At 66.6% G+C, this 14610-nt stretch carries 10 protein-coding genes; 3 read left to right on the plus strand and 7 right to left on the minus strand.

Translation table 11 applies throughout. The features are described from left to right. Both cyoB and cyoA read right to left on the minus strand, forming a co-directional pair. Nucleotides 1-1998 carry a cytochrome o ubiquinol oxidase subunit I gene (cyoB, locus tag FCU40_RS06040; RefSeq protein ID WP_168073659.1) on the minus strand — a complete coding sequence of 666 codons (1998 nt, stop codon included), beginning with the start codon at nt 1996-1998 and terminating at the stop codon, nt 1-3. Between the two features lie 18 nt (nt 1999-2016). Beyond that, the gene (gene cyoA / locus FCU40_RS06045; protein ID WP_168073661.1) at nt 2017-3087 is read right to left on the minus strand and encodes a ubiquinol oxidase subunit II; all 1071 of its coding nucleotides are present in this window, start codon (nt 3085-3087) and stop codon (nt 2017-2019) included. A gap of 205 nt (nt 3088-3292) precedes the next feature. Between cyoA and FCU40_RS06050 the strand changes: the two genes are divergently transcribed. Beyond that, nucleotides 3293-4630, plus strand: coding sequence for an MFS transporter (locus tag FCU40_RS06050; RefSeq protein ID WP_004615476.1), 1338 nt, complete (start codon nt 3293-3295; stop codon nt 4628-4630). Nucleotides 4631-4673: 43 nt separating this feature from the next. On the opposite strand, the gene FCU40_RS06055 is transcribed toward FCU40_RS06050, so the two are convergent. From FCU40_RS06055 to FCU40_RS06065, 3 genes are read right to left on the minus strand one after another with little or no spacing between them, the layout of a single operon-like run. Beyond that, the gene (locus FCU40_RS06055; protein ID WP_004615477.1) at nt 4674-6230 is read right to left on the minus strand and encodes a DHA2 family efflux MFS transporter permease subunit; all 1557 of its coding nucleotides are present in this window, start codon (nt 6228-6230) and stop codon (nt 4674-4676) included. Nucleotides 6231-6255: 25 nt separating this feature from the next. Beyond that, the gene (locus tag FCU40_RS06060) at nt 6256-7386 is read right to left on the minus strand and encodes an HlyD family efflux transporter periplasmic adaptor subunit (RefSeq protein ID WP_168073663.1); all 1131 of its coding nucleotides are present in this window, start codon (nt 7384-7386) and stop codon (nt 6256-6258) included. 35 nt (nt 7387-7421) lie between these two features. Continuing rightward, complete coding sequence (locus FCU40_RS06065; RefSeq protein WP_168073665.1) at nt 7422-8864, minus strand: efflux transporter outer membrane subunit; 1443 nt, start codon at nt 8862-8864, stop codon at nt 7422-7424. 110 nt (nt 8865-8974) lie between these two features. Between FCU40_RS06065 and FCU40_RS06070 the strand changes: the two genes are divergently transcribed. Together FCU40_RS06070 and FCU40_RS06075 are read left to right on the plus strand one after the other, a co-directional pair. Beyond that, nucleotides 8975-9604, plus strand: coding sequence for a TetR/AcrR family transcriptional regulator (locus FCU40_RS06070; RefSeq protein WP_004615481.1), 630 nt, complete (start codon nt 8975-8977; stop codon nt 9602-9604). A gap of 129 nt (nt 9605-9733) precedes the next feature. Next, entirely contained in the window at nt 9734-9928 is a 195-nt protein-coding gene (locus tag FCU40_RS06075; RefSeq protein WP_004615482.1) for a hypothetical protein, read from the plus strand. 69 nt (nt 9929-9997) lie between these two features. Here FCU40_RS06075 and FCU40_RS06080 read toward each other — a convergent pair whose 3' ends face one another. Together FCU40_RS06080 and FCU40_RS06085 are read right to left on the minus strand one after the other, a co-directional pair. Then, nucleotides 9998-11401, minus strand: a complete 1404-nt coding sequence (locus FCU40_RS06080) for an efflux transporter outer membrane subunit (RefSeq protein ID WP_168073667.1) — start codon at nt 11399-11401, stop codon at nt 9998-10000. Continuing rightward, nucleotides 11401-14604, minus strand: a complete 3204-nt coding sequence (locus FCU40_RS06085; RefSeq protein WP_168073669.1) for a multidrug efflux RND transporter permease subunit — start codon at nt 14602-14604, stop codon at nt 11401-11403. The genes FCU40_RS06080 and FCU40_RS06085 overlap by 1 nt, the downstream gene beginning before the upstream one ends. Nucleotides 14605-14610 lie beyond the last annotated feature (6 nt).

The following is a 14610-nucleotide window of genomic DNA, read 5'->3' on the forward strand; positions in this document are numbered from 1 at the left end:
TCAGGCGAGGCTCCGCAGGGCCTGGGTGCGCTCGTCCTCGACGCGGACGACCTCCTCGGCCGGGATGTAGTAGTCACGTTTGAAGTTGAAGGTGTGGACGATCGTCGAGCCGATCAGCGCCACGAACGACAGCGCCGCCAGCCACCAGATGTGCCAGATCATCGCGAAGCCCAGCACCGTGCTGATCCCGGCCAGCACCACGCCGGCGCCGGTGTTGGCGGGCATGTGGATCGGGATGAAGCCGCTGGTCGGACGCTCATAGCCCCGTTGCTTCATGTCCCACCAGGCGTCGATCTGATGGATAACCGGCGTGAAGGCGAAGTTGTAGGCCGGCGGCGGCGACGAGGTCGCCCATTCCAGGGTGCGGCCGCCCCACGGATCGCCGGTCACGTCGCGCAGCGCCTCGCGATCGCGGATGCTGACGATGATCTGGACCAGGAACGCCAGGATGCCGAACAGAATGATCACGGCGCCGATGGCGGCGATCACGAACCAGATCTGCAGCGATGGGTCCTCGAAGTGGTTCAGGCGACGGGTTACGCCCATCAGGCCCAGCACGTAGAGCGGCGCGAAGGCGACCCAGAAGCCGACCAGCCAGCACCAGAACGAGACCTTGCCCCAGAACGAATTGAGCCTGAAGCCAAAGGCCTTGGGGAACCAGTAGTTAATGCCGGCGAACATGCCGAACACCACGCCGCCGATGATCACGTTATGGAAGTGCGCGATCAGGAACAGGCTGTTGTGCAGAACGAAATCGGCGGGCGGAACGGCCAGCAGCACGCCGGTCATGCCCCCGATCACGAAGGTGACCATGAAGCCGACCGTCCAGAGCATGGGCGTCTCGAAGCGGATCCGGCCGCGGTACATCGTGAACAGCCAATTGAAGATCTTCGCGCCCGTCGGGATCGAGATGATCATCGTGGTGATCCCGAAGAACGAGTTCACGCTGGCGCCCGAGCCCATCGTGAAGAAGTGGTGCAGCCACACCAGGTACGACAGGATGGTGATGACCACGGTGGCGTAGACCATCGAGCTGTAGCCGAACAAACGCTTGCCGCAGAAGGTAGACACCACTTCCGAGAAAACGCCGAAGGCCGGCAGGATCAGGATGTAGACTTCCGGGTGGCCCCAGATCCAGATCAGGTTCACGTACATCATCGGGTTGCCGCCGAAGTCGTTCGTGAAGAAGTTCGTGTAGAGGTAACGGTCCGCCGTCAGCAGGGCCAGGGTGGCGGTCAGGATCGGGAAGGTCGCGACGATCAGCACGTTCGTGCACAGCGACGTCCAGGTGAAGACCGGCATCTTCATCAGGCTGAGGCCCGGCGCGCGCATCTTGATGATCGTGACGATCAGGTTGATCCCCGACAGCGTGGTGCCCACGCCCGCCACCTGCAGCGCCCAGATGTAGTAGTCGACCCCGACGTCGGGACTGTAGGCCAGGTTCGAGAGCGGCGGGTAGGCCAGCCAGCCCGTGCGGGCGAACTCGCCGACGAACAGCGACAGCATCACCGTCACCGCGCCGCCGACCGTCATCCAGAAGCTGAAGTTGTTCAGGAACGGAAAGGCCACGTCGCGCGCGCCGATCTGCAGCGGCACGACCAGGTTCATCAGGCCCGTCACCAGCGGCATCGCCACGAAGAAGATCATGATCACGCCGTGGGCCGTGAAGATCTGGTCATAGTGGTGAGGCGGCAGGTAGCCGGCGTGATCGCCGAACGCGATCGCCTGCTGCGCCCGCATCATCAGCGCGTCGGCGAAGCCGCGCAACAGCATGACGATCGCCAGGATGATGTACATCACCCCGATCTTTTTGTGATCCACGCTGGTCAGCCACTCGCGCCAGAGATAACCCCAGGCCTTGTAGTAGGTCAGCAAGCCCAGCACCGCGACGCCGCCCAGGGCGACGACCGCGAAGGTGGCGAGCAGGATCGGCTCGTGGAACGGAATGGCGTCCCAGGTGAGACGGCCGAAGAGGAATTTGACGAGATCCGGGGACATTGAGGTCTCTAGGCTGAATCAGCGGGCGACAGACGCGGTCGTGGCTTTGGGCGGGGCGCAGAGCGCGGCGACGAACGCGCGCAGACCGCCCTCCCCGCGCCGGACGCGCTTGTCGTATTCCAGGGTGGTGACGTTGTAGACGCCGGCCATGCCGAGGCCGCCGGCCGCGTCGATGCGCATCATGTCGTGCTGACACATCTTGCCAGGCTCGACACAGCGATTGACGGTCGCGTCGAACAGGTCGCGATCGACCGATGCGAAGCGCTGCACGGGGGTCTTCTGGCTCGGCTTTTCCAAGACGAGATAGACCGAACGGTTCAGCTCGCCCTTGCCGCCGCGGACGTCCCGCGCCCATTGCTGGAAGTCGGCCTGGCTCAGGCCATGGAACTTGAAGCGCATGTCCGAGAAGCCCGCGCCGCTGTAATTGGCCGAGAAGCCCTCGTACTCGCCGGGCTTGTTGATCACGGCGTGCAGCTGGGTCCGCATCCCGGGCATGGCGTAGATCTGGCCGGCCAGGGCGGGAACGTAGAACGAGTTCATCACCGACGAGCTGGTCAGGTCGAAATCGATCGGCGTGTCGACCGGCGCGGCCAGTTCATTGACCGTGGCGATTCCCAGCTCCGGATAGATGAACAGCCATTTCCAATCGAGGGCGACGACCTGGACCTTCAAAGGCTTCGTAGCGGCGGCTCGGCCGGGCGCGATGCGGTCCAGCGGTCGATAGGGGTCCAACAGATGCGTGCTGGTCCAGGTCACCGCGCCCAGGATGGTGATGATCACCAGCGGCGCGGCCCAGATCACGATCTCCAGCCGCGTCGAATGGTGCCAATCGGGATCGTACTTCGCCGCTTCGTTCGAGCGACGGTACTTCCACGCGAACAGCAGCGTGAGAATGATCACCGGCACGATGATCAGCAGCATCAGCACGGTGGCGATGATGATCAGGTCGCGCTGCTGCGCCGCGATATCCCCGGAGGGGTTCATCACGACCATCTTGCAGCCGCCGAGGGCCAGCAGGAGCGGCGCGACGGCGATTTTCTTCAACGCTTGCATGGGGGAGTAACGATCGGGCGGGTGGTTAGGACGCATGGCCGGCCGCGATAATGGATGGCGCCGCGCCGCGACATTGGACGGTTTGTCCTAGGTCAAAAAATGCCGCCCGCGGCGCGCCGGAGCCGAACACCGTTCAAGACGTTTGCCAGACCCGTCCGTTTGGTCTCATGCTGCGCCTTATAACGCCGAAAAGGCGACGGGACCGACGGGACGGAACGGCAGGAAAAGGCGCGTAACGCATATGGCTCAGCAATTCGTAATCCCCACGTCGTCGGGTCTCGAGCGCGACGCCCGAAGACTCCACGCCGACCACAAGGGGGTCCGCCCCGGTGAGATCGCCATCGGTGTGGTGATTGGTCGCACCTCCGAGTTCTTCGACTTCTTCGTCTACGCGATCGCCTCGGTGCTGGTGTTTCCCCAGCTGTTCTTCCCATTCGTCGATCGACTGACGGGCGTTCTGCTGTCCTTCGGCGTCTTCGCCCTGGCCTTTATCGCCCGTCCCATCGGCTCGGCGATCTTCGGCATGATCGACCGCCGCCACGGCCGAGGCGTGAAGCTGACCATCGCCCTGTTCCTGCTGGGCGGCTCGACCGCCGCCATCAGCTTCTTGCCTGGCTACGCCGCGGTTGGACCACTGGCCATCTGGGCCCTGGCGGCCTGCCGCGTCGGACAAGGCCTGGCGCTGGCCGGCGCCTGGGACGGCCTGGCGTCGCTGCTGGCGCTGAACGCGCCGGAGAACAAGCGCGGCTGGTACGCCATGATCCCGCAACTGGGCGCGCCGTTCGGCTTCATGCTGGCCAGCGGCCTCTTCGCCTATTTCGTCGCGAGCCTGGGGGCCAAGGACTTTCTGGACTGGGGCTGGCGCTATCCGTTCTTCGCGGCCTTCGCCATCAACGTGGTGGCGCTGTTCGCCCGCCTGCGCATCGTGGCCACCGACGAGTTCGGCGCCCTGTTCGAGCGTCGCGAACTACGCCCTGCCCGCTTGACCAACCTGATCCGCCACGAGGGCGGCAACGTGATCATCGGCGCTTTCGCCCCGCTGGCCACCTTCGCCATGTTCCATCTGGTGACGGTGTTCCCGCTGTCGTGGGTGACGCTGCACCAGCCCGACGAAGCCCTAACCTTCCTGCGGATCGAGCTGGTTGGCGCTCTGGTGGGCGTCGTCTCCATCATGATCTCGGGCTGGATCGCCGATCGAATCAATCGCCAGAACCAACTGGCCCTCTCGGCCATTCTGATCGGCGGCTTCAGCCTTCTCGCGCCGCGCCTGATGGACGCCGGAAGCGGCGGCCGCACGGCCTATGTGCTGATCGGTTTCGCGATCCTGGGCCTGTCCTTCGGTCAAGCCGCCGGCGCGGTCAGCTCGCGGTTCTCCAAGCGCTTCCGCTATTCGGGCGCGGCCCTGACCTCGGACCTGTCGTGGCTGATCGGCGCGGGCTTCGCCCCGTTGGCGGCCCTCAGCCTGGCCAGCTTCTGGGGCCTTCCAGCCGTTGGTCTCTATCTGGCCTCTGGCGCGGTCGCCACGTTGGTCGCCCTGACCATCGATCGGCAGAAGCGCCTGCGCGCCCAAAAGATCTAAAAGCCCATGGCGAGCGCGGCGCGACCGCGCTCGCCAATCAGGATCAGTCGGCCGCGGCGTGCGCCCCGCCGCCGCTCATCGCCCGCTTGGTCAGCCAGATCAGCGGGATCAGGATCACGCAGAGCCAAGCCGAGACGCGGAAGAAGTCCAGCGCCGCCAACAAATAGGCCTGGTTGATCACCTGCTGAGTGACCGCCCCAACCGCCTGCAAATGGCTCATCCCGGTCGCCTGCAGCTTGCCGACCGCGTCGATCCACGCCGGGCTGCCCGAACTCATCGTTTCGGCCAGGCGCGTCTGGTGCACGGACTCGCCCCGATCCCAGATCGTCGTCGCCAACGAAGCGGCGAAGCTGCCGGCGGTGATCCGCGAGAAGTTCGACAACCCCGAGGCCTGCGGCGTCTGCTGCGGCGGAATGCCGTTCAGCGAAATGGTCACCATCGAGATGAAGAAGGTGCTCATCGCCACGCCTTGCACCAGCATCGGCATGACCAGCGCCCAGAAATTGGCGTCCGGCGTGTAGCCCGAGCGCATGTAGAACGAGAGAGCGAACGCGGCGAGAGACAGCGTCGCCATCCAGCGGGCGTCCACCTTGCCCATCAGACGGGCCATGAACGGGGTCAGGAACACCGCCACCACGCCGCTGGGCGCGGCCACCAGACCGGCCCAGGTCGCGATGTAGCCCATCCGCGTCTGCAGCCACAGCGGCAGCAAGAGATTGTTGCCGAAGAACACCGCGTAGCCCAGGCAGAAGGCGATCGTGCCGATCACGAAGTTGCTGGAGCGGAACAGCGACAGGTCGACGATCGGGTTCTTCTCGTTCACTTCCCAGATGACCCAGGCGATGAAGAAGATGATCGCCAGGATCAGCTCCACGACGATGGCCGGCGACGAGAACCAGTCGGCCTCCTTGCCGGTATCCAGCATGACCTGCAGCGCGCCGACCCAGATCAGCAGCAGCATGAAGCCGGTGCGATCGATCGGCAGCTTGCGGGTCGGGGTCTCGCGGCTGGCCATGTTCCGCCAGCAGATGACCGCGCAAAGGATGCCGACGGGGACGTTGATCAGGAAGATCCACGGCCAGGAGATGTTGTCGGAGATGTAGCCGCCCAGGATCGGACCACAGATCGGGGCGACCAGCGTAGTCATCGACCAGATCGCCAGGGCCGTGCCCCGCTTGTTGGGCGGGAAGATCATGATCAGTAGGGCTTGCGACCCGGGGATCATGGGTCCCGACACCGCCCCTTGCAGGATGCGGAAGAAGATCAGCGACTCCAGGTTCCAGGAGACGCCGCACAAGAACGAGGCGATCGTGAACAGGATCACCGAGGCCACGAAGGTCTTGACCACGCCATAGCGGCCCATCAGCCAGCCCGTCAGCGGCACCGAAACGCCGTTGGCGACGGCGAAGGCGGTGATCACCCAGGTGCCCTGGCTGGAGCTGACGCCCAGATTGCCGGCGATGGTGGGGATCGAGACGTTGGCGATGGTGCTGTCCAGCACCTGCATGAAGGTGCCCAGCGCCAAGGCGATCGAGGTGACAGCCAGCAGTCCGCCCGCCATGGGCGGCGGACCTGAGGCTTGAGAGGGATCGGACGCCATGGGACGTCTCCTTGCGAACGCTGGATTACTTCGCGACGTCGATCTTGGCCTTCATCGACAGGCCCACGCGGAGGGGGTGCTTGGCGAGATCGGCCGGGTCCAGGGTGATGCGGACGGGAACGCGCTGCACGACCTTGATCCAGTTTCCCGAGGCGTTCTGGGCCGGGATCAGCGAGAAGGCCGAACCGCTGCCGCCGGCCAGGCCCTTGACCTTGCCGTGGAACTTCACGCCGCCGCCGTAGAGGTCGGAGGTCAGGACGACCGGCTGGCCGGGGACCACCTTCTTCAGCTGCACTTCCTTGAAGTTGGCGTCGACATAGGCCTCGCGGACCGGCACAACGGCCATCATCGGCGCGCCGACCGCCACCTGCTGGCCGACCTGCACAGACTTGCGAGCCACCACGCCATCGACCGGCGCGCGCACCACGGTGCGGGCCAGGCTCAGGCGAGCCGCCTCAAGGCGCGCCCGCGCGGCCAGGACTTCGGGGTTCTCACCAACGGAAGCGCCAGAGATCAGCACAGTGTTGGCTTCGCGCGAACCCAGGGCGGCGTCGCGGCTGGCTAGGGCCTGGGCGCGGACCGCTTGGGCGGCGTTCAGCGCGGCCTGGGCGTTGGCGAAGCGGTTCTGGGCGGCGGTCAGCTCGTCGCCCGACACGGCGCCCTGCGACACCAGGGCCTGGCGACGCGAGAGGTCCACGCGGGCGCGCTCGACGTCGGCTTTCGCGGCGGTGATCTGAGCGTCGGCGCGGGTCACATCGGCCTGACGGGCCTCGAACTGCCCCGCCAGGGCCGTATCGGAGGCGAAATAGCCCTTCACCTTGCGCTCGGCCTGACCCAAGGCGGCCTCGGCCTGGGCGACGGCGATGCGGGCGTCGGCGTCGTCGATGATCACCAGAGGATCGCCGGCCTTCACGGCCTGGGTTTCAGAGACGAAGATCTTGGCCACCGGGCCGGGCGACAGGGCCGTGACCTGGGCGGTCTCGGCGCCGACATAGGCGTCGTCGGTCTCGACATAGTGGCTGTCGAAGGCCAGCCACCAGGCGCCATAGCCGACGACGCCTATGGCGACGGCCCCGCCCAGCAGGGTCAGTTGCTGGCGGCGCTTGGCGTTGGAAGCGACCTGCGTCGCGGGAGCGGGCTGAGCGGGATCGGACATGTTCGTAAGTCCTAGAGTGCGAATGTCGGGAGGGTTCAGGCGCCGGTGAAACCGCCGCCGAGGGCGCGGATCAGGGCGATGTCGAGGGCGAAGGCGCGGCTTTCCAGATCGGCGACCACCCGGCGCTGGGCCAGCACCGACTGCTCGGCCAGCAGCACCGACTGATAGGTCGACAGCTGGCCTTCGTAACGCAGGCGAGCGATGCGGTAGGCGTTCTCGTTGGCCGTCAAGGCGGCGCGGGCGTCGGCCAGCCGGCTGGTCAACGCCTTTTGGCTGGCGGCGACGTCGGCGACCTCGCGCAAGGCTTGGGTCAGGGCGCCGTCATAGCTGGCGACAGCCGCGTCGCGATCGGCCTCCGCGCCGCGCAGCCCGGCGCGCAGACGACCGCCCTCGAAGATCGGCAGGCGCAGGGCCGGCCCGACCTGGCCGATGTCCGAACCGCTGGCGAACAACTTGTCGAGATAGAGCGACTGATAGCCGATGAAGCCCGTCAGGTTGATGTCGGGATAGAACGCCGCCTTGGCCTGCCTGGTCCGCGAGGTCGCGGCCTCGGCGCGCCACTTGGCGGCCACGACGTCGGGACGTCGGCCGATCAGATTGGCTGGCAGGTTCTCGGGCAGGCCGAAGGGCTTCAGCGTGGCGGCGGCCGGACGGACGATGGCCAGGCCGCGATCCGGCCCCGCGCCGACCAAGGCGGCCAACGCGTTGCGGGTCAGGGCGATCTGCTCGTCGAGCGCGGAGAGCTCCGCTTTCGAGGCCGGCGGACCGGCGGCCGCCTGCTCGCTTTCGGCCTTGGTGTCCAGTCCGTTGGCGACGCGCTTGGCCACCAGGTCGCTGGTTTCCTGGCGGAGGCGCACGGCCTGTTCGGCGACGTCGCGCTGGGCGTAAAGGCGCGAAAGCTCGGCATAGGTCGAGGCGACGGCGGTCGAGAGGGTGAGCCTAGCCTGGGCGGCGTCGGCCTCGGCGGCCTTGACCTCCGACGTGGCGGCGGCGATGGCGGCGCGGTTCTTGCCGAAGAAGTCCAGCTCCCAACTCGCGTCCAGCGCCAGGCGGCCGTAGCTGTTGTAGCCCTGGGGCACGAATTGCGCCGGAATGCCGAGATTATAGCTCTGCTTGGCCTCGTTGGCGTCGGCGCTGGCGCCGATGCGCGGCAGGTCGGCGGCCTTGGCCTGGCTCACCAGGCTCTGGGCGCGACGCAGACGCGCCTCGGCGGCCGCCAGCGTCGGCGAGCCTTTGAGGGCTTCATCCTCGAGAGCGTTCAGCTGGGCGTCGCCGTAGCCTTTCCACCAGGCGTCCGCCGGCCAGTCGGCGACGGGCGCGGCGCTCAGGGTTTGGGCGGTCTCATAGGCCGACGCGGCCTTGGCGACCCGCGCCGGCTGAGCCGGGGGCAGACTGGCGCAGGCGGCCAGGACCAAGGCGCTGGCCGCGGCGAGATAGGGTCCGTTACGGCGCGAGGCGGCGGCGGGAAAGGTCGTCATGGGGAGAACCTTGATGTGACCGTACGGTATAGTCATATGTGTAGCCAGCAAGTAGGCTCCGCTTGCGGCGCCGTCAAGGAGACCGTACCGTACGGTCGAGAGATATTTTGATGGACATCAAGCCCCGCAAAGACCGCGACTCGCGTCGTGAGGCCATTCTGGACATCGCGGCGGAACTTTTCTTGAACGAAGGGTTCGAAGCGACATCGATGTCGACCATCGCCGCGCGGGTCGGCGGCTCGAAAAGCACGCTCTACAACTACTTCAAGAGTAAGGAAGAGATCTTCCAGGCCCACGTCGAACGCTACTGTAACTGGCAGAGCGAAGAGATGTTCCACCTGCTGGACGACGAAGGCGACGATGTGAGCGCGGCCTTGACCCGGATTGGTCGACGCTATGTCACCAACGTCATGTCCGATCGCAATATGCGCCATTTCCGCCTGATCGTGTCAGCGGCCGAGCGGTCGCCGGAGCTAGGCAAGGCGTTCTACGAGGCCGGCCCCTTGCGCGGCGCGCGCTTGCTGGGCGGCTTTCTGGCGCGGATGCGAGACAAGGGCCTGATCGACGCCGCCGATCCCCTGAGCGCGGCGCACCAGTTCATCGGTCTGTGCCAGAACCGGATGCTGAAGTCGCGTCTCGTCGGCCATTCCAGCGAGCCCACCCGCCAGGAAGTCGACGCCGAGGTCGACGCGGCGGTCAGGACGTTCGTAGCCGCCTTCGCGCCGCGCGCCGCGCCGTAGACCGCGCGCGCCCCTCGCTCTCGACGACCGAGGACGCCAGACCTTCCCCTTGGTCATCTGACGAATTCGTGTGTTGGGGTTTATCGCTCCGGCGCCGCAGGCTGCGCCTTGAGTGGAACGGAGCCCACCATGACCGAACGTGTCTTTCGCCAGGGCGACATGCTGCTGCGCACCGGGGTCGATCTGCCCCATCTCGGCGTCTTTTCCGGACAGGTCTATGAGGTGGAGGATTTCCACCATCATTCGGACGGCCTCTATGTGAAGGGCGTTCCGGAAGGCCTGGACCCCGCGAGCTTCAGGCCCGTCGAGGAAGTCTCGGCCTAGGACGGCCTCCTGGCTAGCGCCTTAGACGCGCGGACCTTGGTCCACGCGCTTTTGTCGTTGGGCGTGCGTCTATTCCGGCGCGACCGCCTCGGCCGTATCCCCGCCCAGCGCCCGATAGAGATCAACCCGATTGATCGCGCCCTGCAGCTGGACGGCCACGAAGGTCTTCTGGGCGGAATAGTAGGTGCGTTGGGCGTCGAGGCTGGCCAGGAAAGACTGATTGCCAACCCGATAGCGCGCGTCAGCCAGCCTGTAGCTGTCGGCGGCCGCGTCAAGCTGAAGCTGGTCGGCGGCGCGCTCGTCGTCGATCGTACCTTGGCGCGCCAAGGCGTCGGCGGTCTCGCGGAACGCCGATTGGATCGCCTTCTCGTAGCTGGCCAGGGCCGCGTCGCGTTGCGCCTTGGCGTAGGCCAGGCCCGCCCTACCCGCCCCGGCCTGGAAGATCGGATAGGACACGCCGCTGCCCGCCGAGTAGCTGAAGGCTCCGCTTTGAAACAACGAGGACAGAGCCGAGCTGGCATAGCCCGCCGCCCCCGTCAGCGTGATGCGCGGAAACAGCGCCGCGCGGGCGGCGCCGACCTGGGCGTTCAGAGCTCGCAGTTGATGCTCCGCCTGGGCGATGTCCGGGCGCCGCAGCAGGACGTCCGAGCCGACGCCAGCGGCGACCTGGGTCAGAGTCGGCGCGGCCTCCTCGATCGACGTCGGCAGGAGCGCCGGGTCGATGGGCGCGCCGACCAACAGTTGCAGGGCGTTGATATCCTTGGCCACCGCCGTGCGCTGGCGAGCGATGTCGGCCTGGGCCGCGGCGAGGATCGTCTGGGCCTGCCGCAGGTCGGTGCGCGGCGCGACGCCGCCCCTCAGGCGAGCGTCGGTCAACTGAACGCCGCGCTGGGCGTTGTCGACGGTCTGTTGCGCGATGCGCAGTAAGCTGTTGTCGGCGGCGTAGGTCAGCCAAGCCTCGGCGACGTCGGCCACGAGGATCAGCCGCGTCGCTCGGGCGGCGTATTCGGTGGCGAAATACCTTTGCCGGGCGGCCTCGGTCAGCGAAGCCACGCGGCCGAAAAGATCCAGCTCGAAGCCGGTGACCCCGAGCGAGGCCGAATAGGCGTCGCCGCGGGTGGCCGGGCTGGCGCCGTCGCCGCCCCCGTGATTGTACCGGCTCGAAAGATCCACCTCGGGAAAGCGAGAGGCGCGCTGAACGCGGTACTGGGCGCGCGCGGCCAGGATGTTGTCGGCGGCCGCGCGCAGGTCACGATTATTGGCCAGCGCCTGATCGACCAGCGTGCGCAGCCGCGCATCGGTGAAGACGTCGGCATAGCGGATCGGCGGCGCGGCATCGGCGGGCTGAACCGGATAGACGCCGCCGGTTGGCAGCGTCGCCGGGGTCGGCGACTTCGGACGCGCATACGGCGTCTCCATCGCGCAGGCCGCCAGAACGCTGGACGCGGCCACGAGGGTCAGGACGCGGCGCATCAAGCGAGCTCCTCTTGGCCGGCGGCGGCCGGCGGCGGCGCGCCATGGCCTCGATGCCGCCGCCATCCGCGACGCACCAGAATGAAGAAGAGCGGGATGTAGAAGATCGCCAGGATCGTCGCCGTCAGCATCCCGCCAATCACCGACGTGCCGATGGCGATCCGGCTGTTGGCGCCGGCCCCGGTCGAGATGGCCAGCGGCAGTACGCCGAAGATGAAGGCCAGGCTGGTCATCAGGATCGGACGCAGGCGGATGCGGGCAGCCTCCAGCGCGGCCTCCATGACCGGTTGACCGCGCCGCTCGCCCTGCTCGGCGAACTCGACGATGAGGATGGCGTTCTTGGCGGCCAGGCCCATCGTCGTCAGCAGACCGATCTGCAGATAGACGTCATTGATCAGGCCCCGGATCGTCACGGCCAACACCGCCCCCACCAGGCCCAGGGGCACGACCAGCAGGACGGCCACGGGGATGGACCAGCTCTCGTAAAGCGCGGCCAGACAAAGGAACACGACGAGCAGCGACAGGGCGTAGAGCAATGGCGCCTGACCGGAGGACAGCCGCTCCTGATAGGACAGGCCCGACCAGGCGATCGTCACACCCGGAATCTGGCTGGCCAGCTCCTGGATCCGGTTCATCGCGTCGCCGGAACTGCGGCCGTTCCCCGCGGAACCGTTGAACTCATAGGACGGGATGCCGTTGAACCGCGACAGCGTCGTCGGCGCCTGCGACCATGAAGTGGTCGAGAACGACGAGAACGGCGCCATCTGGCCGGACGATCCCCGCACGAACCACTGTCCCAGGTCCGAGGGCTGCGAGCGATAGGGCGCGTCGCCCTGCACGTAGACGCGCTTGACCCGTCCGCGATCGACGAAATCATTGACGTACCGGCCGCCCCAGGCCGTCGACAGCGTGGCGTTGACGTCGGCCTGGGTCAGGCCCAGCGAGGCCAGCTTCTGAGCGTCGGTATCGACCTTGAAGGTGGCCACGTCCGGCAACTCGGTCAGACGCACCGAGCTGAGATCCGGATCGTTGTTCGCCGCCGCCAGCAGCTTGTCGCGGGCGGCGTTGAACTCGGCGCGCGACATGCCGCTCGAATTCAGAAGCTCCATGGTGAAGCCGTCGGACTGGCCGAGACCTCGGATGGCCGGCGGCAGCAGGGCGAAGACCTGGGCGTCGCGGAAGCCTCGGAACGCCGACGTCGCGCGCGCGATGATGGCGTCGGCCGCGTTATCCTTGCCCTTGCGCTTGTCCCAGTCGGTGAAGTTCAGGAAGCCCGCGCCGGTGTTCTGGCCGTTGACCCCACCGCCCCCGCCGCCGCTGACCGTGAACATGGTCTTGATGTTGGCGCCCTCGTTCTCGGCGAAATAGCGCTCGACCTGGCGCTGAACGTCGGCGGTCCGGCCCTGCGTGGCCCCGGCCGGCAAACGGATCTGCAGCGAGGCGCTGCCTTGGTCCTCGACCGGTAGGAAGCCGGTGGGCAAACGCACGAACAGCAGAACCAGCAGCACGCCGACAACGGCATAGATCGCCAGGAAGATCACCTTGCGTTCGATCACCACGCCCACCGCGTTTCGATAGGCGCGCGAGGCGTCGTCGAAGGCCGTGTTGAAGCGTTTGCCCCAGGAGCGGACCATGTGCGTCGGACCAGGGAAGGTCCGCGCCAGCCAATGGTCGTCCTCGTGCGCCTCCAGCTCCTTGCGAGGCTTCAGAAGCGTCGTGGTCAGGGCCGGGCTGAGGATCAGGGCCACCAGCACCGACAGCACCATGGCCGAGACGATGGTCAGCGAGAACTGCCGGTAAATCACGCCCGTCGAGCCGCCGAAAAAGGCCATGGGCAGGAACACCGCCGACAGCACCAGGGCGATGGCGACCAGGGCGACGCTGATCTCCTTCATCGACTGCACGGTAGCCTCCCGCGCGGTCATGCCCGGGTTCTCTTCCATCAGCCGCTCGACGTTCTCGACCACGACGATGGCGTCGTCGACCAGAAGGCCGATGGCCAGCACCAGGCCAAACAGCGTCAGCGTATTGATCGAGAAGCCCGCGACGTAGAAGACGGCGAAGGTGCCGAGCAGAACCACCGGCACGGCGATGGCCGGCACCAGGGTGGCGCGCCAGCTCTGCAGGAAGACGAACATCACCACCACGACCAGCACGATGGCTTCGATCAGCGTCTTCACCACTTCCTCGATCGAGAGCTTGATGAAGTCGGTGGTGTCGTTGGCGTAGGCGAATTTGAGCCCCGGCGGGAAGCTCTTGGACGCCTTCTCGACCTGAGCCTTGACCAGCTCCGCGGTTTTCAGGGCGTCGGCCCCAGGCGCCAGCAGCACGGCGATGCCGGCGCCGGGATGCTGGTTCACGCGGCTGCGCGCGTTGTAGTTCTCGGCCCCCAACTCGACGCGGGCGACGTCGGCGAGGCGGACATTGGCGCCGTTGCTGTTGGCCTTCAGCACGATCTTGGCGAACTGGTCGGGCGTCTGAAGGCGAGACTGGGCCGTGACGGTGGCGTTCAGCAGCTGGGTGTCGGGCACGGGCTGACCACCCAACTCGCCGGCGGCGACCTCGGTGTTCTGGTTCTGGATGGCCGTGACGACGTCGCCCGGCGTCAGGCCAAAGCTGGCCAGCTTCTGCGGGTTCAGCCAAACGCGCATGGCGTACTGCGCGCCATAGACGTTGATGTCGCCCACGCCCGGCGTCCGCGCCAGGTCATCTTGCAAATGCGAAACCAGGTAGTCGGAGACGTCCTGATTGGTCAGCTTGTCGGTGGAGTCGTAGACCCCGACCAGCAACAGGTTGTCGGGGTTGGACTTGCGAACGACCAGGCCCTGCTGCTGCACCTGGGACGGCAGGCGCGAGACGGCCTGTTGCACCTGGTTCTGAACCTGGACCTGGGCGATGTCGGGATTGACGCCCTTCTCGAAGGTGACGGTGATCGTCACCTGCCCGCGCGAGGTAGAGGACGAGCTAAAGTACAGCATCCCGTCGATCCCGGTCAGCGACTGCTCGATGACCTGGGTGACGCTGTTCTGGATCGCCTCCGCCGAGGCCCCCGGATAGGTGGCGCGCACCGAGACCTGTGGCGGCGCCACGTCGGGATATTGGGCGATCGGCAGACGCGTGATCGCGCCCGCGCCGGCCAGCATGACGATGATGGCGATGACCCAGGCGAAGATCGGCCGGTCGATGAAGACGCGAGACAGCATGATCCG

Origin of the sequence: Caulobacter sp. SSI4214 (assembly GCF_012184455.1) — a bacterium.
Taxonomy (GTDB): Bacteria; Pseudomonadota; Alphaproteobacteria; order Caulobacterales; family Caulobacteraceae; genus Caulobacter; species Caulobacter vibrioides_E.